This window comes from Paenarthrobacter sp. NPDC090520, assembly GCF_044769205.1.
In the GTDB taxonomy this organism is placed as follows: domain Bacteria; phylum Actinomycetota; class Actinomycetes; order Actinomycetales; family Micrococcaceae; genus Arthrobacter.
This window is the reverse complement of sequence record NZ_JBIVXM010000003.1, coordinates 190,109-211,476: the sequence shown is the minus strand read 5'-3', so window position 1 is coordinate 211,476 and position 21,368 is coordinate 190,109. Positions and strand designations below refer to the sequence as shown.

18 protein-coding genes, 4 tRNA genes and 1 riboswitch are annotated in these 21,368 nt (G+C 65.0%); of the genes, 10 read left to right on the top strand and 12 right to left on the bottom strand.

Annotated elements, in window-relative coordinates; genetic code table 11:
* Nucleotides 1–32: 32 nt before the first annotated feature.
* Nucleotides 33–1,400: an MFS transporter gene (locus tag ACIQTZ_RS05750; RefSeq protein ID WP_402978370.1), complete on the bottom strand. Its 1,368-nt coding sequence runs from the start codon at nucleotides 1,398–1,400 to the stop codon at nucleotides 33–35.
* 209 nt (nucleotides 1,401–1,609) lie between these two features.
* Between ACIQTZ_RS05750 and ACIQTZ_RS05745 the strand changes: the two genes are divergently transcribed.
* Nucleotides 1,610–2,353, top strand: coding sequence for a FadR/GntR family transcriptional regulator (locus tag ACIQTZ_RS05745; RefSeq protein WP_400335558.1), 744 nt, complete (start codon nucleotides 1,610–1,612; stop codon nucleotides 2,351–2,353).
* 46 nt (nucleotides 2,354–2,399) lie between these two features.
* Here the strand turns inward: ACIQTZ_RS05745 and ACIQTZ_RS05740 are convergent.
* The 4 genes from ACIQTZ_RS05740 to ACIQTZ_RS05725 all read right to left on the bottom strand — a co-directional run bounded on the left by ACIQTZ_RS05740 (nucleotide 2,400) and on the right by ACIQTZ_RS05725 (nucleotide 5,584).
* Nucleotides 2,400–2,470 (bottom strand) — tRNA-Cys (locus ACIQTZ_RS05740).
* Between the two features lie 120 nt (nucleotides 2,471–2,590).
* On the bottom strand, nucleotides 2,591–3,079 hold the full coding sequence (locus tag ACIQTZ_RS05735) for a hypothetical protein (protein WP_402978367.1): 489 nt from the start codon (nucleotides 3,077–3,079) through the stop codon (nucleotides 2,591–2,593).
* Between the two features lie 38 nt (nucleotides 3,080–3,117).
* Entirely contained in the window at nucleotides 3,118–4,068 is a 951-nt protein-coding gene (gene hutG, locus ACIQTZ_RS05730) for a formimidoylglutamase (protein ID WP_402978364.1), read from the bottom strand.
* Nucleotides 4,069–4,141: 73 nt separating this feature from the next.
* A complete protein-coding gene (locus ACIQTZ_RS05725; protein WP_397325038.1) occupies nucleotides 4,142–5,584 on the bottom strand; it encodes an NCS2 family permease in 1,443 nt (480 codons plus the stop codon).
* A gap of 113 nt (nucleotides 5,585–5,697) precedes the next feature.
* Here ACIQTZ_RS05725 and ACIQTZ_RS05720 point away from each other — a divergent pair, with 113 nt between their 5' ends.
* Complete coding sequence (locus ACIQTZ_RS05720; protein ID WP_400335550.1) at nucleotides 5,698–6,330, top strand: copper resistance protein CopC; 633 nt, start codon at nucleotides 5,698–5,700, stop codon at nucleotides 6,328–6,330.
* 150 nt (nucleotides 6,331–6,480) lie between these two features.
* A riboswitch (cyclic di-AMP (ydaO/yuaA leader) is annotated at nucleotides 6,481–6,672 on the top strand.
* A 3-nt stretch (nucleotides 6,673–6,675) separates the two neighbouring features.
* Nucleotides 6,676–7,458: an NlpC/P60 family protein gene (locus ACIQTZ_RS05715; RefSeq protein ID WP_400335548.1), complete on the top strand. Its 783-nt coding sequence runs from the start codon at nucleotides 6,676–6,678 to the stop codon at nucleotides 7,456–7,458.
* A 166-nt stretch (nucleotides 7,459–7,624) separates the two neighbouring features.
* Here ACIQTZ_RS05715 and ACIQTZ_RS05710 read toward each other — a convergent pair whose 3' ends face one another.
* The gene (locus ACIQTZ_RS05710) at nucleotides 7,625–8,326 is read right to left on the bottom strand and encodes an FAD-binding protein (RefSeq protein ID WP_402978361.1); all 702 of its coding nucleotides are present in this window, start codon (nucleotides 8,324–8,326) and stop codon (nucleotides 7,625–7,627) included.
* Nucleotides 8,327–8,738: 412 nt separating this feature from the next.
* Between ACIQTZ_RS05710 and ACIQTZ_RS05705 the strand changes: the two genes are divergently transcribed.
* Nucleotides 8,739–9,776 carry a universal stress protein gene (locus ACIQTZ_RS05705; protein ID WP_400335747.1) on the top strand — a complete coding sequence of 346 codons (1,038 nt, stop codon included), beginning with the start codon at nucleotides 8,739–8,741 and terminating at the stop codon, nucleotides 9,774–9,776.
* A gap of 134 nt (nucleotides 9,777–9,910) precedes the next feature.
* Nucleotides 9,911–12,796 carry a PEP/pyruvate-binding domain-containing protein gene (locus ACIQTZ_RS05700; RefSeq protein ID WP_402978632.1) on the top strand — a complete coding sequence of 962 codons (2,886 nt, stop codon included), beginning with the start codon at nucleotides 9,911–9,913 and terminating at the stop codon, nucleotides 12,794–12,796.
* On the opposite strand, the gene ACIQTZ_RS05695 is transcribed toward ACIQTZ_RS05700, so the two are convergent.
* Entirely contained in the window at nucleotides 12,793–13,713 is a 921-nt protein-coding gene (locus ACIQTZ_RS05695) for a cation diffusion facilitator family transporter (protein ID WP_397325050.1), read from the bottom strand. The genes ACIQTZ_RS05700 and ACIQTZ_RS05695 overlap by 4 nt on opposite strands.
* 10 nt (nucleotides 13,714–13,723) lie before the next feature.
* A complete protein-coding gene (locus tag ACIQTZ_RS05690) occupies nucleotides 13,724–14,224 on the bottom strand; it encodes a metallopeptidase family protein (protein ID WP_400335539.1) in 501 nt (166 codons plus the stop codon).
* Between the two features lie 116 nt (nucleotides 14,225–14,340).
* Between ACIQTZ_RS05690 and ACIQTZ_RS05685 the strand changes: the two genes are divergently transcribed.
* Entirely contained in the window at nucleotides 14,341–15,420 is a 1,080-nt protein-coding gene (locus ACIQTZ_RS05685) for a LacI family DNA-binding transcriptional regulator (RefSeq protein WP_402978358.1), read from the top strand.
* Nucleotides 15,417–16,340: a carbohydrate kinase gene (locus tag ACIQTZ_RS05680; protein ID WP_402950628.1), complete on the top strand. Its 924-nt coding sequence runs from the start codon at nucleotides 15,417–15,419 to the stop codon at nucleotides 16,338–16,340. The genes ACIQTZ_RS05685 and ACIQTZ_RS05680 overlap by 4 nt, the downstream gene beginning before the upstream one ends.
* Nucleotides 16,341–16,365: 25 nt before the next feature.
* Here the strand turns inward: ACIQTZ_RS05680 and ACIQTZ_RS05675 are convergent, their stop codons facing one another.
* Nucleotides 16,366–17,352, bottom strand: a complete 987-nt coding sequence (locus ACIQTZ_RS05675) for a DMT family transporter (protein ID WP_402978355.1) — start codon at nucleotides 17,350–17,352, stop codon at nucleotides 16,366–16,368.
* A gap of 234 nt (nucleotides 17,353–17,586) precedes the next feature.
* Between ACIQTZ_RS05675 and ACIQTZ_RS05670 the strand changes: the two genes are divergently transcribed.
* From ACIQTZ_RS05670 to ACIQTZ_RS05660, 3 genes are all read left to right on the top strand, one after another.
* Nucleotides 17,587–17,659 (top strand) — tRNA-Glu (locus tag ACIQTZ_RS05670).
* A gap of 84 nt (nucleotides 17,660–17,743) precedes the next feature.
* Nucleotides 17,744–17,817 (top strand) — tRNA-Asp (locus tag ACIQTZ_RS05665).
* Nucleotides 17,818–17,865: 48 nt separating this feature from the next.
* Nucleotides 17,866–17,941: transfer RNA gene (locus tag ACIQTZ_RS05660), tRNA-Phe, on the top strand.
* Nucleotides 17,942–18,062: 121 nt separating this feature from the next.
* On the opposite strand, the gene ACIQTZ_RS05655 is transcribed toward ACIQTZ_RS05660, so the two are convergent.
* Genes ACIQTZ_RS05655 through ACIQTZ_RS05645 form a run of 3 tightly spaced genes read right to left on the bottom strand, consistent with a single transcriptional unit; the run spans nucleotide 18,063 to nucleotide 21,283 of the window.
* Nucleotides 18,063–19,424: an ABC transporter substrate-binding protein gene (locus ACIQTZ_RS05655; RefSeq protein ID WP_402978352.1), complete on the bottom strand. Its 1,362-nt coding sequence runs from the start codon at nucleotides 19,422–19,424 to the stop codon at nucleotides 18,063–18,065.
* A 60-nt stretch (nucleotides 19,425–19,484) separates the two neighbouring features.
* Nucleotides 19,485–20,366 carry a carbohydrate ABC transporter permease gene (locus tag ACIQTZ_RS05650; RefSeq protein WP_402978349.1) on the bottom strand — a complete coding sequence of 294 codons (882 nt, stop codon included), beginning with the start codon at nucleotides 20,364–20,366 and terminating at the stop codon, nucleotides 19,485–19,487.
* Nucleotides 20,363–21,283: a carbohydrate ABC transporter permease gene (locus tag ACIQTZ_RS05645; RefSeq protein ID WP_402978629.1), complete on the bottom strand. Its 921-nt coding sequence runs from the start codon at nucleotides 21,281–21,283 to the stop codon at nucleotides 20,363–20,365. Before ACIQTZ_RS05645 ends, ACIQTZ_RS05650 begins: the two co-directional genes overlap by 4 nt.
* Nucleotides 21,284–21,368: the final 85 nt, after the last annotated feature.

Sequence of the window (21,368 nt, the reverse complement as noted above, 5' to 3'; positions counted from 1 at the left end):
CCCGTCGGGAGGGCACCCCGGATCGGGAAGGGTTACGGCTCTGAGCGGTGTCCGGCGCCCTGGGGGTCAAGGGCTTCGGCGGAGGTGCCTTCTGCGGCCTTGCCCTGGCGGCTGAGGACCACCATGAGGATCGAGGAGAGCAACATGAAGCCACCCACCACGAACATGGGAACCGTGTAGTTGCCGGTCCAGTCCTTGAGCCAGCCCGTGATGTAGCCGGCACTGAAGCCTGCCAGGTTGCCTACGGTGTTGATGAGGGCGATGCCCGCTGCGGCGGCTGCACCGGTCAGGAACTGCGTGGGGACGGTCCAGAAGTTGGGCAGTGCCGCGAAGATGGCCATGGCGGTGATGGTGATGACGGCGATGGTCGCAGCGGGGGAGCCGGCAAAGAGAGCCAGCGGGATGCTGAGGCCGCCGATCAGTGCCGGGAGGGCGATGTGCCAGGTCTTGACGCCGCGCTTGGTGGCGTCCTTGGACCAGAAGTACAGGGCGAATGCTGCCGGGAGGTACGGGATGGCCGTGATGAGGCCCTTCTGGAAGACGTCGAACTTGGCGCCGTAGAGGCCTTCGAAGCCCGCGATGATGGTCGGCAGGAAGAAGCCCAGGGCGTAGAGGCCGTAGATGAAACCGAAGTAGATCAGGGAGAGCATCCAGACACGGCCGTTGCCGAACACGGTGCGGACGCTGACGTGCTTGTTGCTGGCGGCAGTCTGGGCCTTTTCCTTCTCCAGGGCGCCGGTCAGCCAGGTCTTTTCCTCGGCGGTGAGCCACTTGGCCTTGGCGGGGTTGTCGGCCAGGTAGAACCAGGCGATGACACCGATCACGATGGCCGGGACAGCGACGCCGAAGAACATGAAGCGCCAGCCTTCAAGGCCGAAGAACACGCCGTGCTGCTGGATGAGCGCACCGGCCAGGGGAGCACCGATCACGGTGGTCAGCGGCTGGGCCAAGTAGAACAGGGCAAGGATCTTGCTGCGGTGCTTGGACGGGACCCAGAGGCTCAGGAACAGGATGGCGCCGGGGAAGAAGCCGGCTTCTGCAACACCGAGGATGAACCGCAGGATGTAGAGCTGCTCAACGTTGCCCACCCAGGTGAAGAGCAGGGACACGATGCCCCAGCTGACCATGATGCGGGCAAGCCAGCGGCGGGCGCCGAACTTGTGGAGGGCAAGGTTACTGGGGACTTCCAGCAGGATGTAGCCGATGAAGAAGACGCCTGAGGCGAAACCGAACTGGGCTGCGGACAACGCCAGGTCATTGTTCATGCCATTGGGGCCGGCGAAGGAGATGGCCGTGCGGTCCAGGTAATTGATGAAGAACATCAGGGCGACGAACGGCACCAGCCGGATCGCCACCTTCTTGATTGCGGATTTCTCTACCACCGATTGTGTGGTGTCCACATTGACTCCTAGATGTTGGTGTCCCCGCAGATCCTGCATTGGATGCGCCGGGCTGACTCGTGGATTGCCGGTCTGGGTCCGGCCAAAACGAAGCTTGTGACTTAAACCATAGGACTGGAATCAGAATTGGTCAACCGGTTGATGTGTTCCTTTCTGAAGCGTCCTCCGACGCTGCCCCTGATTGGTCATCCGGTTGCTACGCTTTGAGGATGCCTGTGAATCCCGCCGCCGCAGCGGCCCAAATGACGGCGGCTCTTGCGCCCATGGAGCAGGGCTCCGTCGTGTCCGAAGTGGCCGAGCGCCTGCTCGCCTACTTCACCAGCGGTGATATCGCGCCGGGCACACGGCTGCCGGCCGAACGCACGCTGGCAGCGTCGTTGGGTGTTGGACGCTCGGCCATTCGCGAGGCCTTGGCCGCCTTGGAGATTCTCGGCATCGTCATCGTCCGGCCGGGTTCCGGGACGTACCTGCGCGACGGCGTCTCCGAACTCTTGCCGCGGACGCTCAGTTGGGGCTTGATGCTGGGGGAGCCGCGCACGCGGGAACTCGTTGAGCTCCGCAGCGGCCTGGAAGTGCAAGCCGTGGAGTTGGCCGCCGGGCGGGTCACCGACGAGGCCTTGGAACGCATGCGCGCCAACCTCGATGCCATGGAGAGGAACCTCGATGACCTGGCAGCTTATGTCGAAGCAGACGCCGCTTTCCACCGCGAGATCGCTGCCGCCTCCGGAAACATGGTCCTGGAGGAGCTGCTGCAGAGCATCCGCTCCTTGCTGAGGATCTGGGTGGACCGCGCCCTGACGGACGAAGGCCACGCAGAAGCTGCCCTCAAGGAACACACGGCGATCTATGAAGCTTTGAAGGCCCGGGACGTCGACGCTGTCACCCAGCAGATGCGCTCCCATATGGTTACCGCATCCCGCCGGCTCCTCGCAGGCTTCGACGCCGCGCAGTAAGACTTCCGCCGAGTTGCCAACCCGGCGAGGGCCACGGACCCATTAGACGTGGTGGCGGGATTCGAACCCGCGTGCGCTGCTTTGCAGGCAGCTCCCTGGCCTCTTGGGTACACCACGTGCCAACGACACTAGGTTCGGCCGGGGTAGCCAAGCAAAGTTCTTTGCTCCGGTTTTCGCAGGGCTACGCAGCCTGACGCCCGGGCTACGTCGCTGGTCGCCGCACTACGTCACTGTTTCCTACGGTTGCGTGGCATGAAGCATGCGCCCCCGCCATGACCTTCCCGCCAGTTTGGCCACGCCGGCGCCGATCAGGAGCGTGAGGATCGCCGCCGCGGCGTGCGTGTAAAGCATGAGGTCCCCTGCGTGGATGGGGGTGCCGCCGGGCGCGGGAACGGGCAGGTCTTCCGGAATCCGGCCGGTGCCGTGGAGGTGGTCCAGGGAGCCGAGCCCGGGGATGGAACCTCCCAGCGCGTCAAAGCCAAAGAACAGCAGCTGCTGCGTTGCTCCGGAAACCAACAGCAACAGCAGCGGCCCGTGGATCCAGCGGGAAATGAGCTGCGCGCCCAACGCCGCAAGGGCCACGAAACCAAGCAGTACCGGGATGGCCGGCGCGCTTCCGCCGGAGACAACGTGGGCAGCGAGGCCAAGGGCAACCGCCACGGGTCCGGAGACCCAGGTCCATTTGTTCTGGACAGTCCACTTGTCCTGCACAGGAGTTGTGCCCATCCACACAGGCTATGCGCAGGATGGCCGCAAGGAAACAGCTAGGCCAGGAGCGTGTTCACCAGCCGGGCCGCAACCTTGGCGGTACGGGAGTCGATGTCGAACTCAGGGTTCAATTCAGCCACGTCCAGGTGCAGCAACGCGCCACTCGCGGCAACCTGCTTGCAGACCGCGCTGATCACCGGCAGCGGCACGCCATACGCGGCCGGGGCACTCACGCCCGGCGCCACCGCGGCGGGCAACACATCGAGGTCGATCGTCAGGTACAGCACGTCGATCCCGGCCAGGAAGTCGGCCACGAAGGTCTCCACCGCTTCCGGTGAGCAGTCTTCGTCCAGCAGGTATTTCACGCCGAGCCGGTCCGCGGTATCGAACAGGGTCCGCGTGTTGTTGGGTTCGGAAATACCCACGACGGCGTACTGCAGTTCGCGCCCCGCGGCGGCTTCCTCCCGGGCCATCTGGAGGAACGGGGTCCCGGAGCTCGGTGTCGGCTCGTCCCGCAGGTCGAAGTGGGCATCGAGGTTCAGCACGCCCAAACGTTTTCCGCTGCGCACGGCCTCCGATCCGGCAACGCCCAGGTAGCTGGCAAACGCGGTCTCGTGCCCGCCGCCCAGCACCACGGTGAGGTTGCCGCCGTCGAGCAGTCCCGCAATGGCGCGTCCTGCCCGCTCCTGGCCTGCTTCCAGGGCGTCGCCCTCGACCACAACGTCGCCGGCGTCGAAAACGTCGCGGTCCAGGTGGAAGGCCAAAGGACCCAGCGCGGCACGGATCGCGGCCGGAGCTGCGGCGGCACCCACGCGCCCTTTGTTGCGCTTCACGCCGGCGTCGCTGCAGAAACCAAGCACGACGGCGGGACGCGAGGCGGCTGCGGCGGCCTCCGGAGCATGGGGAGCCACGGCCTGCCACCACCGGCGGTGTTCGTCGCCGTCGCCGTCGAAGCGTCCGGTCCACGGCTTGGGAGTGGTGTCTACGGTGAAGGCGCTGGTTTCCATGCTTAAAGCACACCGGACCCGGACTGCCAAAGCCAGCAGTTCCGCGTCCGGAGTGTCTGAAATACCGGAATGCCTACTTCACGCCCAGCAGTTCCTCCACTGTTCCGATGCCGAAGAACAGCAGGAACGCCGCTGCAACGGCCCACATGAGCGGGTGCACTTCGCGGGCGCGGCCCTGGAAGGTGCGGATGAGGACGTAGGAGATGAAGCCCGCCCCGAGGCCGTTGGCGATCGAGTACGTGAACGGCATGAGGGCGATGGTCAAGAACGCCGGGATGCCCACGCCCCAGTCCTGCCAGTCGATCTTGCCCACCTGGGACACCATCATGAAGCCCACCACCACCAGCGCGGGGGCGACGGCTTCGAACGGAACCAGGTTGATGAGCGGCGTGAAGAACATGGCCACCAGGAACAGCACACCGGTCACGATGGACGCCAGGCCGGTCCGCGCACCTTCGCCGATGCCGGCTCCGGACTCCACGAAGATCTGGTTGGACGAGACGGACGCGCCGCCCCCAACAATCGCGCCGAGGGCGTCCACTTGGAGCACGCGGTCCACGTTGGGGATGTTGCCATGCTTGTCCACGGTTCCCGCCTCGTTGGCCAGGCCCACCATGGTGCCCATGGCGTCGAAGAAGATACTGAGCAGGATCACGAAGGCCAGCAGGGCTGCGGCGATGAAGCCTAGATGTTCAAAAGCGCCGAAGGGGTTGGCTTTGCCGATCAGCGAAAGGTCCGGAGCGCCCCATTCCGAGAGCGTCGGTGCCACGAGGGACCAGCCGCGCGGGTTGACGTTCTTGCCGTCGAAGCTCGGGCCGATGTGCAGGGTGAATTCCAGGATCGCCGCCAACGCGGTGGATACGACGATGCCGATCAGGATCGCGCCGCGGACCTTGCGGACCACCAAGGCGATGGTCAGGATCAGGCCGACGGCGAACACCAGTGTTGGCCAGCCCATGAGCTTGCCGTCCACGCCGAGTCCCAGGGGAACCGTGGTTCCGGCAGCGTCGGGGATGCGCCGGACGAAACCGGCGTTGACCAGGCCGATCAGGGCAATGAACAGGCCGATGCCCACCACGATCGCGGTCTTGAGGGCTTCCGGGACAGCTTTGAATACAGCGGTGCGGAAGCCCGTGAGGACCAGGATCAACATGGTGAGGCCGGACAAGACCACGAGGCCCATCATGTCCGGCCACGTCAGCCCCGGGTGTGAAGCGACGGTGACGGCAACGAAGGCGTTCACTCCCAGGCCCGTGGCCACGGCGAACGGGTGCTTGGCCCAGGCTCCCATGAGGATGGTCAGGATGCCCGCAACGAACGCGGTGGTGGCTGCAACTGCCGTGAAGCCCAGGGACGCTCCGCTGGAGTCGGCTCCGGAGAGGATCAGGGGGTTCAGGACCACGATGTAGCTCATGGCAAAGAAGGTCGCGAACCCGCCACGGATTTCCCGTGAGTACGTGGAACCACGTTCGGAAATCTTGAAGTAGCGGTCTATGGCAGAACCTTGTTTAAGCATGAAGGTCTCCGGGGATCGGGTGAGTGTGCTCTCAAATCCTATGCCCGCGGCTACGGGGCGCCCGGACGATTCGCCTAGTCTGTAAGGAAGCCAACATTAGGAGAAACCGCCCCATGCGTACCATCCGCCCGCTTCTGGCCGCCGTCGTTGCCGCCCTTGCCTTCGCCTCGGCGGTACTTTTTGGTGCCGCCCCCGCGTCCGCGCACGACGTCGCCGAGTCCACCACTCCGGCCAACGGAGCCACCGTGGCGGCAGTCCCGGCGTCGGTCTCCATCACCTTCAACAACCGTCCGCTGGCCATCGGTTCCGGGGTGACGGTCACCGCGGGCGGCGAAAACTGGGCTGACGGCGCCGTCGAAATCATCGACAACCAGGCAGTCCAAAAGTTGCGCCCGGGAGCGCCGGCCGGCGAGTACACGGTGGTGTGGCGCGTGGTCAGCTCCGATTCGCACCCCATTGAGGGCACCTTCAAGTTCACGGCCACCACGGGAAGCACGACGGCGGCAGACGGCTCCGCGGGCGCCTCGCCGTCCGCTTCGGCATCGGGAGCGGTGGTTCCGAGCGCAGGAACGGCAGCTCCGGGGACCGGCTCCGGCGAGTCGGCTCCGGCCGCCTCCCAGCCCTTCCCGTGGAGCATTGTGGGCCTCGCCGTGGTGGCAGTCGGCCTGGTGGTTTTCCTGGCTGTTACAGCCCGCAGGAAGTTGGCCGCTTCCAACGAGGCCGAGGGCGATAATTCCGCGGAATGACGCGGTTTTCTACATACCTGCGAAAATCTCGAAAGGGTTACCGCGACACGCGCAAAGCCAACTCCTCGTTACTCAAATGTGACTTTGGCGTGATCATCCGTTACGGTAGTACCTGTGCCCGATCCCTATTTGGGGCACTTCCGGCCTGATTGCCTAGCTCTGCCGCAGTCCGGAATCCGTTCGCAGACAAACCTACGGCAGAGACGGGGAACCCATTTTAGGCCGCCATTGAGCGCGCCTTGGGGTGAAGTCACGAAGCTTCCGCTTAACAGCGGGGGATAGTGACCGGGTGACTCCCATCCGAATCCGACAGCTAACCTCGCAGGCATCGGGAGAGGCCTTTTCATGTCTTCACGCATTCTTCGCGGCCGTCGTAAGGCGGACATCGCACGTCCCAATCCGTTCATCTCCATCTCCAAGGCCGTTGCCAGCAACGCTTCGGGCGCTGGCCGCCAGGCAGCCGTTATTGCTGCGGCTTCCGGCCTTGTCCTGACCGGCTCCATTGCCGCCCACGCTGCCGAGACCCCCGCACAGGCCCCGGTCCAGCGTGACTCCAGCCCGGCGACGGTTGCCGAAACCGTTGCGGAGACCCCCAACAAGGTGGTCACCGCAGCTGCAACTGCCACCATCAACTTCGAGCGCCCCGCGGTTTCCTCCGTGGCAGCTCCCGTGATCGAGAAGCCGGCCCCCGTGGCTGCGGCTCCGGCCAAGAAGGCAACCACTGCGGCTGCCACCACGGCCAAGGCTACCGTTGCAGCTACCGCGGCTGCTCCCGCCGCCGCGGCTCCTGCAGCAGCAGCACCTGCCGGGAGTGTCAACGCAGCCATGGTTGCTTCGGCTTACGCCCAGATCGGCATCATGCAGGACTGCACCGCCATGGTGGAGCGCGCACTCGGCTCGGCAGGCATCCCCGTGGGTGACCTCGCTCCGATGCAGTTCCTGAACTACGGCAAGGTAGTCAGCGATCCCCAGCCCGGCGACATGATTGTCCAGTCCGGCCACGTTGCTATCTACATCGGCAACGGCCAGGCCATCAGTGGCGGCATCAACGGCAACCAGACCGGCATCCACCCGATCAGCTGGCTGACCGCAACCGGCCCCATCACGTACGTACGCGCTGGCGCCTAAGCTTCACGCTTAAACACCACCAAGGCCGGCACCTGGGAGAGATTGCTCTCCGGGTGCCGGCCTTTTGTTGTTAAGGGCTAGCTGGGGACTCAAGGTCCCGGCACGTCGCTGCTCGTAGCGGGCATGCCGGTTTGGTCTGGCAGCCGCGGCGCTGGCCGTGCCGGTTTCAGGCGATTGCGATGCCGGGTCCGGCCGGGAGCGCCACCCTGGACGAGATCGCCTGGCCCACGGCCTTCGCTTGCCGCAGCACCTCTTTGGGCGTGGGGGTGATGAGTTCGCCGACTCCCACCAGGTGCATCCCCACTGCCCGCATGGCTGCCACGAGGTTCTGCCCGATCGCGATGCCCAGTTCGGCCAACATCCGGCGCAACTGGCTTTGGGCGCAACGCGTCACAACGATGTGGTCCGCCAGGAGGATGCCGCTGGCCGTGTGTACGGCCCACTGTCGAGGTGCCGGCTCGAACGGGGCGAGGCCCGCCGTTGCCAGGCCGGGGACGCCAATGCCGGGAGTCGAAAGGTCCGCCACGCTCCGCTCGCCGAGTTGCAGGCCCTGGCTGGCTCCCAGGAAGTCCAGGCGCACCGCCTTGGTGGTGCTCCGCACGTCGAGCTGATGGCTGGCTGCGTAGTTCCGCAAGTGCCGGAGGATCTGGTTGCGTTCCAGCATGGCCGCGGGGTCGGCAGCATCGCAGCGCTGCAGCATTCCCGTGTGGACGGAGGGACCGGATGTGGACAGGGATCCAAACCCGTCCACCACAATTGAGCCAACGCCGTAGCGGCTGAGCTCGCTGGCCACGGCCAGGCCGGAAAGCCCGGCTCCAATCACCACGGTGGTGGTGCGCTCTGTGCCGGAATCAGGCGTGAGTGACACTGCTTGGTTCCTCCTTGACGTGTGTGCCCGAAGGCATCGCGTTGTTTCGCGTCCAAGCTCCCCCAGCGTCCGCAAACAAATGGCCGGGTGTGTCCTGGAACACGCTTGCCGGCCATTCGGTGACTCGAACACTACAGAACTTTTGGGGCCGTGGATAGCCTCAATGGCAGCGTGTTTTTACTTGTTCATCCAGAGTCCGGCAACCACACCTGAAACCGAGCCCGGACCGTTATGCGGCGGGCGAAAAGTCGCCTTGATTCGGCCTTGGCAACCGAGAATAGTGGGCAGTGGAAGGGGATGCCCTGAACTTCTCCTTCCCCGGATATTCGCACCAGGCCGGGCGTGTCACCTTGCGGGTGAAACCTCTGGCAGAATGACCGGAACAAAAGCAGCAGGTGGAGAGGCGGGCCCCATGGACCAGCACGGCAGTCACGTTGAAGAACCCCGGAGCGGCGACGGAGAAGCCGTTGCACCCGGTGGAATCGTCGTCGGAGTAGACGGCTCGGAACACGGTCAATGCGCTTTGGTGTGGGCGGCCCGCGAGGCTGAACGCCGCCAACTTCCCCTGCATATCGTCACGGCCTATTCAGTGCCGATTTTCGCGGCCTCCGGCCTGGACGGCGGTTACGCCACCGTGGACGATTCCGTCATCCGCGAGGGTGCGGAAGCAATCGTCAAACAGGCCATGGACAAGGTGGCCGGCTATGACCTGGACGTGGATGCCTCCGTGGAGAATGGAGATGCCGCCGGGGTGTTGCTGGACCTTTCAACCGAGGCCGCATTGCTGGTCTTCGGAAGCCGGGGCCGGGGAGGTTTCGTTGGGCGGCTGCTGGGTTCGGTGAGCAGCGCGCTCCCGGCCCACGCAAAATGCCCCACGGTTACGGTGCCGTTGTACTGCGCCGATCGCCTCGGGGAGAACACCGAGGACCGCCACATCAAGGCCGAGCACGCCAAGGCCGGTCCGCGCACGGTGGAGAACGTCGTAGTGGTAGGAGTCGATGGTTCCGAGCAGGCCCGCATCGCAGTTTTGGAAGCTGCCGAGCAGGCAGAACGGATGGGAGCCAAGCTCCGGGTCATTTGTGCCGTCCCGCAATACAGCGGCTCCCTCGCCTGGGTTCCCGCGCCGCTGGACAGGGATGCCCTGTTCGCGGACATCAAGGTGCAACTGGACGCAGGCGTCGCCTGGCTGCGCAGCCACTTCCCCAAACTGACCGTGGAAACCGAACTGACCGACGGCTCACCCGTGGATGTCCTGGTGGAAGCAAGCAGGGGCGTTGAGCTTGTGGTGCTGGGTACCCGGGGCCGCGGCGGTTTTGCCGGGATGCTCCTTGGATCTACGTCCGACGGCGTCCTTCACCACGCCAAGGGTCCTGTGCTGGTGGTCCCGGACCGGGAGGACCCGCGGCTTGCCGACCGGGCCAACTTCGGTCCCATGCTCGGGGCTGCATAAGGTAACGGCGCCGGTCGATGGACGGCCAGGATCCCGGCGCACGGGAAAAGAAACCGCGGGCAAAGGCACAAGAGCCGCCGCAGGATGCTGGCGGCTCCGCGTTCATCCTGCCGCTGGAGGAGATCCGGGCAGGCATGCTGGCGGATGTTGGCGGTAAGGCCGCCAACCTCGGTGAACTGTCGGCGGCCGGGCTGCCGGTGCCTCCGGGCTTCTGCCTGACGACGGCGGCCTACCGCCGTTCGCTGGCGTCCGCCGGAATGGAGGGGGTCTTCGATGCCATGGAGGCCGCCGCTTCCGGCCCGGACCCGACGGGCGCCCACGCCACGGGTGGCCCGGAACCTGCCGCTTCGGGCGGTGCCCCGACGGGCGCGACGCCGGTGCGCGACGGCTCCCCGACCGGCCCGGACCCTGCCGCTTCGGGCGGTGCCCCGACGGGGGCGAGGCCGGTGCGCGACGGCTCCCCGACTGGCCCGGAACCTGCCGCTTCGGGCGGTGCCCCGACGGGCGCGACGCCGGTGCGCGACGGCTCCCCAACCGGCCCGGACCCTGCCCGCCTCAACTCCCTTGCGGCCCGTGCCCGGTCCTTGGTCCTCGAGGCAGGGATCCCGCCGGAAGTCGCCAAGGAGGTACAGGCCGCGTATGTGGCCTTGGGAACCGACGTTCCGGTCGCTGTCCGGTCCTCGGCAACTGCGGAGGATCTCGCCTTCGCAAGCTTCGCTGGCCAGCAGGACACGTTCCTGAACGTCGTGGGCGTGGATTCCGTCCTGGACGCCGTCAGTAAATGCTGGGCTTCCCTCTGGACGGACAGGGCCGTCAGTTACCGGTCCACCCACGGCATCGACCATTCCACGGTGTCCTTGGCCGTGGTGGTCCAGGAAATGGTCCAGTCAGTCACCGCCGGGGTGATGTTTACCGCGAATCCGGTGACCGGCCGCCGTCGGGAAGCCGTGATTGATGCCAGTCCCGGACTCGGTGAGGCTGTGGTGTCCGGGGCTGTGAACCCGGACCAATACGTGGTGGACATGCAGGGCGGCCGCATCCTGAAACGCGCCCTCGGTGACAGGCACGTGGAAATCCGCTCCGTGGCCGGCGGCGGCACGGAACGGGTGGAACAGGGCGTCTCCGAGGTACCTCCGGAGCCCTGCCTCAGCGATGTACAGGTCAAGGAGTTGGCGGCGCTCGGCCAGCGGGTCGAAGAGCACTACGACGCTCCGCAGGACACCGAGTGGGCCATCGACCAGGAGGGAAAGCTCTGGCTCACCCAGGCACGGCCCATCACCACCCTGTATCCGCAAACCACGCGGAAGCCGGACATTCCCGGAGAACACGCCTTCCTCAATTTCAGCCTGGCCCAGGGACTCACCCGTCCGTTGACACCCATGGGATTGGCCGGGATCCGCCTCATCGCCTCCTGCGTGGCGGGCAAAGCACGCTTCGCCGTGACTCATCCGCGTTCCGGGCCGTCGCCGTATTACGAAGCAGGGCAGCGGATCTTCTTTGATGTCACGTCCGTGCTCCGCAGCAGGGTAGGGCGGCTGATCGTGCCCAGGGTCTTCGACATCATGGAAGCCCGCTCGGCTGCCCTGATCCGTGGACTCGGCGATGATCCCCGTTTCGCTGTCACCAACAAGACGCCGTTCAAGCTCATCCGGCACGTGGGACCCGTTGCCGCCGCGTACCGGGTGCCCGAGACCATTTTCCGGGCGCTGTTCCGGCCGGCGGCGGCAATGCGGCGCGTGGACAGGCTTGACCAGGATCTCCAGGAATCGTTGGCAGCACCGGAAGCGGCAACTAGCCGCCAACGGCTGCAGCGCGTCGAGGAGATCCTGGGGCAAAGAATCTTCGCCACCGTGCCACAGGTCTTGCCGCTTCCCGCCGTGGGCTTTGCCATGCTGGCTCTGGTCCGCAAACTCCTGGGACCGGACGTGTCCTATGACGAACTTCAAGCCGTGATCCGTGGACTGCCCAACAATGTCACCACTGAGATGGATCTGGAACTGTGGAATCTGGCGTCGAAGATCCGCCAGGACCCCGAAGCCAAGGAGTTCTTCGCCTCCCGGACGGCGGCCGAGCTAACCAATGCTTACAAGAACGGCATGCTTCCCCCGCGCTCCCAGTCCGGCCTGGACCGTTTCCTGGCCGCCTACGGACACCGCGCCGTCGCGGAAATCGACCTCGGCATGCCGCGTTGGTCCGAGGACCCCACCCACATCCTTGGCGTGGTGGCCAACTACCTCCGCCTGGAGCCAGGGGCCGGAGACCCTGCCCGGCAATTCGAGGACGCCGCCCGGGCGGCTGAAGGACAAGTGTCCCGGCTGGTGGCGCGGGCCCGTGCCAAGAGCCCGGTCCACGCCGGAATCGTGCGGGCGGCCCTGGACCGGACCCGACGTTTTGCGGGAATGCGGGAACTCCCCAAGTACAACCTCGTCCTCGGCCTGGCCGCGGCCCGGGAGCAGTTGGTGCTGGTGGGTGAGGACCTGGCGGAGGCGGGGCTGCTCGACGACGCCCTGGACATCTTCTTCCTGGACTTCAACGACGTGGAGATCGCCCTTGCCGGGACCGGCCTGCAGCACGTGGTTGCCGAGCGCCGGGAGGCCTACCGGCTTGAGCTGCGGCGCAGGCACATTCCCCGTGTCCTGCTGTCGGACGGAACGGAGCCGGAGGCTGCCGGTGCTCTCGTCACCGCTCCGGGCGCGCCAGGATCGCTCACCGGAAGCCCCGCTTCCGCAGGTATCGTCACAGCCCCGGTGAGGGTGATCATGGATCCCGTCGGAGCGCATCTGGAACCCGGGGAAATCCTGGTGGCGCCGTCCACGGACCCCGGATGGACGCCCCTGTTCCTCACCGCCGGTGGGCTGGTCATGGAAATGGGTGGCCCCAATTCGCACGGCGCCGTGGTGGCCCGCGAGTACGGCATCCCGGCCGTCGTGGGTGTGCCCGACGCCACGGCAAAGCTCACTACGGGACAAACCATCACGGTGGACGGTGCCGCGGGGACGATCATCCCGGCCGGGGGCTAGGCGTGTTGGTGCGACTCGTGTTCTGAATGGCTCACGGGTTCCAGTTGGAACGTGCAGTGCTCGGTATCGAAGTGCCGTCCCAGGCAGGAGCCCAATTGGTCCAGGATGCTGTCCGCCCCACTGGCATTCAGGACCTCGTCCTCCACCACCACATGCGCCGAGAACACGGGCACTCCGGAGGTGATGGTCCAGATGTGGATGTCGTGTGCTTCCACCACGCCATCCACGGCAAGGATGTGCTCACGGATCATGTTGACGTCCACGCCCTTGGGAGTTGCCTCCAAAAGGACGTCCACCACGTCGCGGAGCAGATGCCAGGCACGGGGGATGATCATGAGCGAGATCAGCATGGACGCGATCGGGTCGGCGGCGCTGAAGCCCGTGGTCATGATGACGATAGCGGCCACAATGACGGCGATGGAGCCCAGCAGGTCGCCGAGGACCTCCAGGTAGGCACCCCTGACGTTGAGGCTTTCCTTCTGTGCCCCTTGCAGGACCAGAAGCGAGACGAGGTTGGCCACGGCACCCAGGACCGCGGCCCCCAGCATGATGTCCGTATGGATCTCCGGAGTCTCGCCAAAGCGGCGGATGGCCTCGATCATGATCACCACGGCGATGACTATGAGGATCAGTGCGTTGGCCAGGGCCGCAAGGACTTCGGCGCGTTGGTAGCCGTAGGTGCGCTGGTCGCTCGCCGGTCGGGTGGCGATCCAGGCTGCCATCAAGGCGATGAAGACGCCGGCGGCGTCGGAGAGCATGTGGCCGGCGTCAGCGAGCAGGGCCAACGAACCGGAAACGACGGCGCCCACCACCTGGATACCCACCACCCCCAAGGTGATGGCCAGGACGGCGATAAGCCTCTTGCGGTGTTTGCCGGTTGCTGTGACTCCGTGGGAGTGGTTGTGGTCGTGCCCCATGCCTACAAGGCTAGCCCCACCCGAGTTCATGGAGGCGGTCGTCGTCGATCCCGAAGTGGTGGGCGATCTCGTGGACCACGGTAATGGCCACTTCATCGATGACTTCCTCGCGGGTGGTGCAGATGTCCAGGATCGGCTGGCGGAAGATGGTGATCCGATCCGGCAGGGAACCGGCTTCCCACCACGAGTCGCGTTCGGTCAGGGGAACGCCCTCGTACAAGCCAAGGAGCACGGTGTCCGGATCTTCGCCGGGTTGCGGGGTGTAGTCGTCCTCGATGAAGATCGCCACGTTGTCCATGGCGCTCGCGGCCTTGGGTGGAATCAACTGCAAGGCGTCGCTGACGGCGGCCTCGAATTCCTCCGGTGACATCTCGAGCGGTGCACCCTGGGGCAGCCCGGAATCTTCGGCCGGGCTGTGCACGGCTTCGCGGGCCGGAAGCGAGGGCAGCGGCGACGAGGGGCGGTCGCCGTCGGGAACGATAGGAAGGCCGGGAGGAAGATTCGCGGGCATGGTTCGACTCTAGTCCGCGCCGTGAGCATTGACGCTGGATGTGTTGGCAGATACTGTTTTGGAGGCTTGGTTATGCGTATAACCAAACCTCCACTCCCACCACAGTCAGGTCCCCCATGTCCCGCAATGGAACCAGGCCTGGAACCCCAGGTTCCGGCCCCACGATGCACCACGTGGCGGCCGCCGCCGGGGTTTCGCAGGCCACGGTGTCCATGGTCCTCAACGATGCCGGGGGAGCCAGGGTCTCGGACGAAACCCGGCTGCGGGTCCATCAGGCGGCGCGGGAACTGGGTTACCGGACCAACGCCCACGCCAAGGTCCTCCGTGACGGGGTGGCAGGGATGATCGGCTTCGTGGGCGATCACGTGGCCACCGCGCCCTTCGCCGGAAAGATCATCGAGGGAGCACAAGCCCGCGCGTGGGAAGCCGGGATGCTGCTGCTCACGGTCAACACCGGCGGCGACAAGCACCTCGAAGCGGCGTCCCTTGAGGCCATGTTGTCCCACAAGGTTGCCGGTGTGGTGTACGCGTCCATGTACCACCAGGTAGTGGATGTCCCGGACGCGCTGGGCGAGGTTCCCGCCGTCGTGCTTAATGCCCGGGACCGCAGCGGCACGTTCGCGAGCATCGCGCCGTCGGAAGTCCTGGGCGGCCATGCCGCCACCAGGAAGCTTCTCGACGCGGGCCACCGCCGCATCGGCTTCATCAACATTGGCGCCGTTGAAGACGGGCTCCCTGCCGTCGTCGGGCGTCTTGAAGGGTACCGGCAGGCGCTGGCCGGGGCGGGCATCGCGTACGACGGCGACCTCCACCGTGCGGGCGACGGCCAGGATCCCGGTGGCCACCGGGAGACGCTCCAACTCATGGCGCTGGACCAGCCGCCAACTGCGATTTTCTGCGGCAACGACCGCACGGCGTGGGGTGCCTACCAGGCGCTCGCGTCCTTGGGGCTCACCGTGCCGGACGACGTGTCCGTAGTGGGCTTCGACAACCAGGAGTCCCTCGCACCGCACTTGCGGCCGGGCCTGACCACCCTGGAACTGCCCTTCATTGACATGGGAAGGCGGGCCGTGGAGCTGATCCTTGCCGGTACGCCGTCCCCGGGCCACACTGAATTGTTCGAATGTCCCCTCGTTGACCGGCATTCCGTGGCCGCGCCTCCGCACCTCCCCAACCAACGAACAGGAACCGCATGACCGCCAGCCCTTCCCTCGCGCCTGAACCCCTCGACGTCGTCGTGGTGGGTGAAGCGCTCATCGACATTGTGGAATCGCCTGATGGGAGCACGGAGTACCCCGGCGGCTCTCCCGCCAACGTCGCGTACGGGCTTGGCCGCCTGGACGTGAAGACGGGCCTCCTGACCGCCATTGGCAAGGACCAGCGCGGGGACGCCATCGCGACGCACCTGCAAAGCGCGGGCGTGGTGCTCCTGCCGGGTTCCAAGTCGCTGAGCACGACGGCGACGGCGACGGCCCAGATCGCTGCCGACGGCTCCGCAGAATACACGTTCGACATCGACTGGGCGCTGTCTCCCTTGGTGCTTCCGTACGCGCCGAAGATCCTGCACACCGGTTCCATTGCCACGTTCCTGCAGCCGGGCGCCAGTGTGGTCCGGAGCCTTCTGGAACAGGCGCAGGGTGGTTGCATGGTCACGTACGATCCCAACATCCGCAAGGACCTGGTAGGCAGCCACCATGAGGCGTTGACCCTGTTCGAGGAGCTGGTGCCGCTCACCGACGTGGTGAAGATGAGCGACGACGACGCGCAGTGGCTCTACCCGGGCAAGGCGCTGGAGGACACGGCCAGCCACCTGCTCTCCCTCGGGACGGGACTCGCCGTGGTGACGCAGGGCTCCAACGGTTCGCTCATGGCTACCCGGCAGATGCAGCTCAACGTCCCGGCCATCCCCTCGGACGTCGCGGACACCATCGGCGCCGGCGACTCGTACATGTCCGCGCTCATCATGGGCCTGCTCCTGCGCGGCAGCGATGGGATGGCGCCCACCGTGCTCGAGCGGATCGGAACCACGGCGTCCATGGCCGCGTCCATCACCGTTGGCCGACCGGGCGCCAACCCGCCCACGCACCGCGAACTGTTGGCAGGCATGGCCCGCTAGGCTCCTGCTTCCTTGGTGTGTTTGCCTATCCGTGCCCTGCGCGCGTCCTGGCCTTGGACGTGCGCAGGGTAGTTTTCGCTCGGGGGTTCCGTCGGGTCAGGGCGACGCCCACCAGGCACACAACGCCGCCTGCGAGTCCCCAGACGGTGGGCACTTCCTGGAGCAGGGCCCACGAAATCAGGATGGTGGTGCCTGGAACCAGGTAGGTGGTCGCAGCCAGCTTCCCCGCCGGGATGAGGGACAGTGCGTAGGCCCACGTGGTGAAGGCAATGGCCGTGGGGAAGATCCCCAGGTACACCAGGCCCAGTGTTGCGGGCACCGGGGCCGTCTGGATTTCGCCGATCAGTTGGCCGGTCCAGGGCAGGCAGCATACCGCCCCGATCATGATGCCGAACCACGTTGCCTGCCCTGCCGTGAATTTCCGCAGGACGGGTTTCTGCAGGATCGCGCTGACTGAGGCGAGCACCGCGGCAAGCAAGCACAAGAGCACGCCGGTGACGTCCGCCGTCGAGCGTTGCCCGGAACCGAGGGCAATCATCGCCACCCCGCCAAAAGCCACGGCGCTGCCGATCAGCAGCCACCGCGGGAAGCCTTCCTTGAGGATGACGCCGGCGAGGACCGCGATCAGGATGGGTGACACGTTGATCAGCATGGCGCTGGTTCCGGCGTCCAGCATGTGCTCCGCGGCGTTGAGCGCCACGTTGTAGCCGCCGAACCACATCACCCCGTAGGCCGCGATCGGCAGCCATTCGCGGCCTTGCGGCCACACCTTGAGGCCGGGCAGCACCACGAGTCCAAGCACGACGGCGGCAACCGCCAGCCGTCCGAGCGTCAAGGAGCCGGGGGAGAAGCTGGGGCCGACGGCCCGGATGCCGACGAACGCCGACGCCCACAGGACGACAGTGACGATGACGGCGGCGATGCCGGACTTGCTGATGGAGGCTGCTGGCGCGGGGATGGTGCGCTTGAGGCCCTGGGCGGGCTGGCCTGGTCCGGCCGGGGTGGATGTCATAGGGCCAATCTAGTCCTGCGGAAGGCGGCAGGGCTGGCGGTTTTCGGACGCTTCACGGCAAGAAACTGCCAATGTTTGAAAGGCCCCATTTAGTAGGTGTTCGAGGTCACACCGTTCTCGATTTTGGAATATGGCCGTCCATGCTCTAAAGTTTTAGAGTCCAGTTCGGACGAGCGAGAGCAGAAAGAACGCGTAAAGCGTTGTTTCCTGTTGCAAAATTCGAATTGAGTTCAGGCCCCCATCGTCTAGCGGCCTAGGACACCGCCCTTTCACGGCGGCGGCACGGGTTCGAATCCCGTTGGGGGTACGCAAGGCAAGTGGTAAATCGGACAGAAAAAGTCTGGTAAGCTAGAAGCCTTGGAAAAAACGCGGTAGAGATACTGCAAAGCAAGGCCCTGTAGCGCAGTTGGTTAGCGCGCCGCCCTGTCACGGCGGAGGTCGCGGGTTCAAGTCCCGTCAGGGTCGCTCTGAGCGCCGGAAGAAATTCCGGTTCTCAAGGTGACTTGTCACCTAGGCTCTGTAGCTCAGTTGGTAGAGCGTTCGACTGAAAATCGAAAGGTCACCGGATCGACGCCGGTCGGAGCCACCACTGGGAAGCATCAGTTCTTCGGAACTGGTGCTTTTCTTCTTTTAACTTTCTGATTGTCTCCGGTCAGGGATTAAAGGGCGACGTCGGCACCCGCTCTGGATGCCGACGTCGTGCTTTATCCCTATGACTTGAGCTTCGGCTTCACGTCTTTGGTGTAGATGGACTCCAGCGCTCCCTTGAGATCGGTCAGCGTTGCCTTGACGTCCGCCTTCTCGTTCATGATCTTGGTAGCGGCCTTCGCCAGTTCCTGGTCCCCACCCGGGAGGAAGGTGCGCGCGTAGTCCTGGGTCCTGGTGGCCTTCAGCTGGTCCACCACGGTTTGGAACTCGGGTGTTTGGCTCAGGATGGGCGAAATATCGGCGCCCTCGGCCACGGGCGCGTAGCCTGTGGCCGCCGCCAAGGTGGCTGTGCTCTGCGCATTGGTGACGAAGGTCATGAACAGTGCCGCGGCCAGTTGCCGTTCCGGAGAGGTCTTGCTGGCAATCACCAGGCCTGAGCCACCGGTGGGGCACACGGGGGACTGGCTCACCGAACCGCCCGGAAGGAAGCCGACGCCGATCCGCATGTTGGCCTCCTTTGCCGCCTTGAGGGTCGCGGCGAGGTCCGCCGAAGAGCTGATGGTGGCACTGACCGCGCCTGCCTGCAGGTCCGTGATGGCGTTCTTGGATGAGACGCCCGCCCAGGAGTCCTTCACGATCGAGTCCTGCACCCATTGGAGGGCCTTGATTGAGGCTTCGGAGTCCGTAGTGATGTCCCACTCCTTGGACCACCCGCCGCCGAAGCCCCACAGGACGTTCTGCAGGGTCCACCCGGCGTAGCCTGCAATCGCGGGGTACTGGTACGCATTCTGGTAGCCGGCCACGCCCGCGTTGGCGGACTTGATCTTGGTAGCCCACCCCGCGAACTCTTCCCAGGAGGTAGGTGCCTTTTCGGGAACACCGGCCGCTTTGAAGTGGTCTTTGTTGAAGTAGAACAGCGGGGTAGAGCGCGCATACGGCACGGCCCACTGCTTGTTGTCGTACTTGTAGTCGGAGATCAGCCCGGCGACGTAGTCGGACGTGCTGGCTTTTGCGGCTTGCAGGAGGCCGTCGATGGGGAGGATGGCGCCGGACATTGCGTACCGGAACCACCAGACGTCCGAGGCCACTACAACATCGGGGACATCGTTGCCGGCCTGCGCTGTCTGGAACTTCTGCGCTACTTCCTCATAGTTCGCTCCGCCCGTGATGAGGTTTACCGTGATGTCCGGGTGCGCCTTCTGGAAGGCCTCAATGAGCTTCAACTCGGTATCCCGGGACTTGCCCGGGTGGCTGGACATGAAGCTGATGGAACTCGCAGGTTTGACCTTGGACCAATCGGTGGACGCCGCGGTGCTGGCTGAACCGCCGGTGGTTGATGGGCCCGCGCATGCGGCGAGGGCCAGCGTTCCGAAGCTTGCTCCCGCGACACTGAGGAATTGCTTGCGTGAAAGTGGGGTGGACATGCTGAGGCTGCCTTTCTGTTGGGTAATGGCTCTGTTGCGTGATGCTGTGGTCCTGCTGCCTTAGCCGGTGACTGACCCCTGGGTCAGACCGGAGACGATGTACCTTTGGAGCGCGGCGAAGATGATCAGGATTGGTACCAGGACAATCACGGCGCCGGCCATGAGCATGCCCCAGTTCTGGGTGCTGCCCTCGCTGTTCACCAGCTGGGTGAGGCCGACGGGGAGCGTCATCATGTCAGGGTGGTCGGTGACGATCAGCGGCCAGATGTACTCGTTCCACTCCGAGACGATGGTCACCAATGCCACGGTGGCAATGCTGGGCACCGAGACCGGGACAACGATCTGCCACAACTTCCGCCAGTGTCCGGCGCCATCGATTTCCGCGGATTCCAGGATGGCCGGTGGCAAGGTCAGGAAATGCTGGCGCAACAGGAACGTCCCGAATGCCGTTCCCAAGCCGGGGAGGATGATGCCCCAATACGTGTTCAGTCCGCCCATGCTGGCGATCAACACATAGTTGGGCAGGACGGAAACCTGCGGCGGAACCATGAGGGCCACGAGGATCAGCAGGAAGATGACCCGCTTGAAGGGAAACCTGAGGAACACCAACGCGTAGGCCGTGAACACGGCCAAGACGCACTTGAGCGTTGAGCCGACGGCGGTCACGATCACGCTGTTGAGGAAGAACCGCGGGAACGGAACGGTGGATGTTGCTTCCACGTAGTTCTGCAGGTTCGGATTCCTGGGCAGAATCGCCAAGTCCGTGGTGACAATCTCGCCGGGTTCCTTGAGCGAGGACAACATCATCCACAGCAGGGGGACGAAGACCACCAGCGTGGCGAGGATGAGGGGAATGTAGCCGGCAGCAATGGTCTTTCCGAGGTTTTGCCAGGACAGGGGCCTGGTCCGTTCCTGGAAGACGTCCGCGGATGGGGCGCTCATGAGTAATGGACCTTTCGCTCGACGAACCGCAATTGGACCGCCGTCATGACCAGCAGGCCGAGGAACAGGACCACGGAGATGGCGGCTGAATACCCCGCCCTGTTGTAAGAACCGAAGGCTTGCAGGTACGACTCGAAAATCAACGTGCTGGTCCCGTTTCCGGACGGCGTCATGATCCTGATGATGTCGAAGGCCTGCAGGGAGCTGAGCAACGAGGTGATCAGCAGGAAGAACGTTGTGGGGGACAGGAGCGGGACAACGATTGAACGGAAACGCCGGAAACTCGAGGCTCCGTCCAGTGCGGCGGCCTCCATCAGCTGGGGCTGGATTGACTGGAGTCCTGCAAGGTACACCACGGCGCAGTAGCCAAGGTTCTTCCAGACGTACACCACGATCACCATGACGAGGGCCAGTTTGGGGTCGTTGACCCACTGTGGACTGGCTTGGCCCAAGGAGCGGAGGAACCAGGACAGCGCTCCGTAGGTGGGATCGAAAATGAAGAGCCACACCAGGCCGACGCCAACGCCGGAGAGCACATACGGGGCAAACACCACGGCCCGGGCAAATGTGCGCCCCTTGAGTTTCTGGTTGAGGGCCAGCGCGATCAGGAGTCCCAGAGCCATGGCCCCGCCCACTGTGATCGCGGTGAAGATGGCTGTGGTGCCCAGGACTGTTGGAGCGTCCGAGGACGAAAAGAATTCCACATAGTTCCCCAGGCCCACACTGGTGGCGTTTGCGGCGCCCAAGGTCCAGTCCAAGGTGGAGAAATAGAAGTTGGTTAGCAGCGGGCGGTAGGTAAACAGCACGATGAGGATCACGTTGGGGGCTGCGAACAGGACGAAGGTCCAGGCATCGCGGCGCGTCCGTCCATTCCAACGGCGGTTCTTGGGGGGACTCGACGGATGGCCCCCGGCTATCCCGGGATCTGCCCTGCCACTTCTGCCGGACGATGGGGGCCCACTCTTGCCCCCATGATTTGCGTCAACAACGCTCACCACAGAC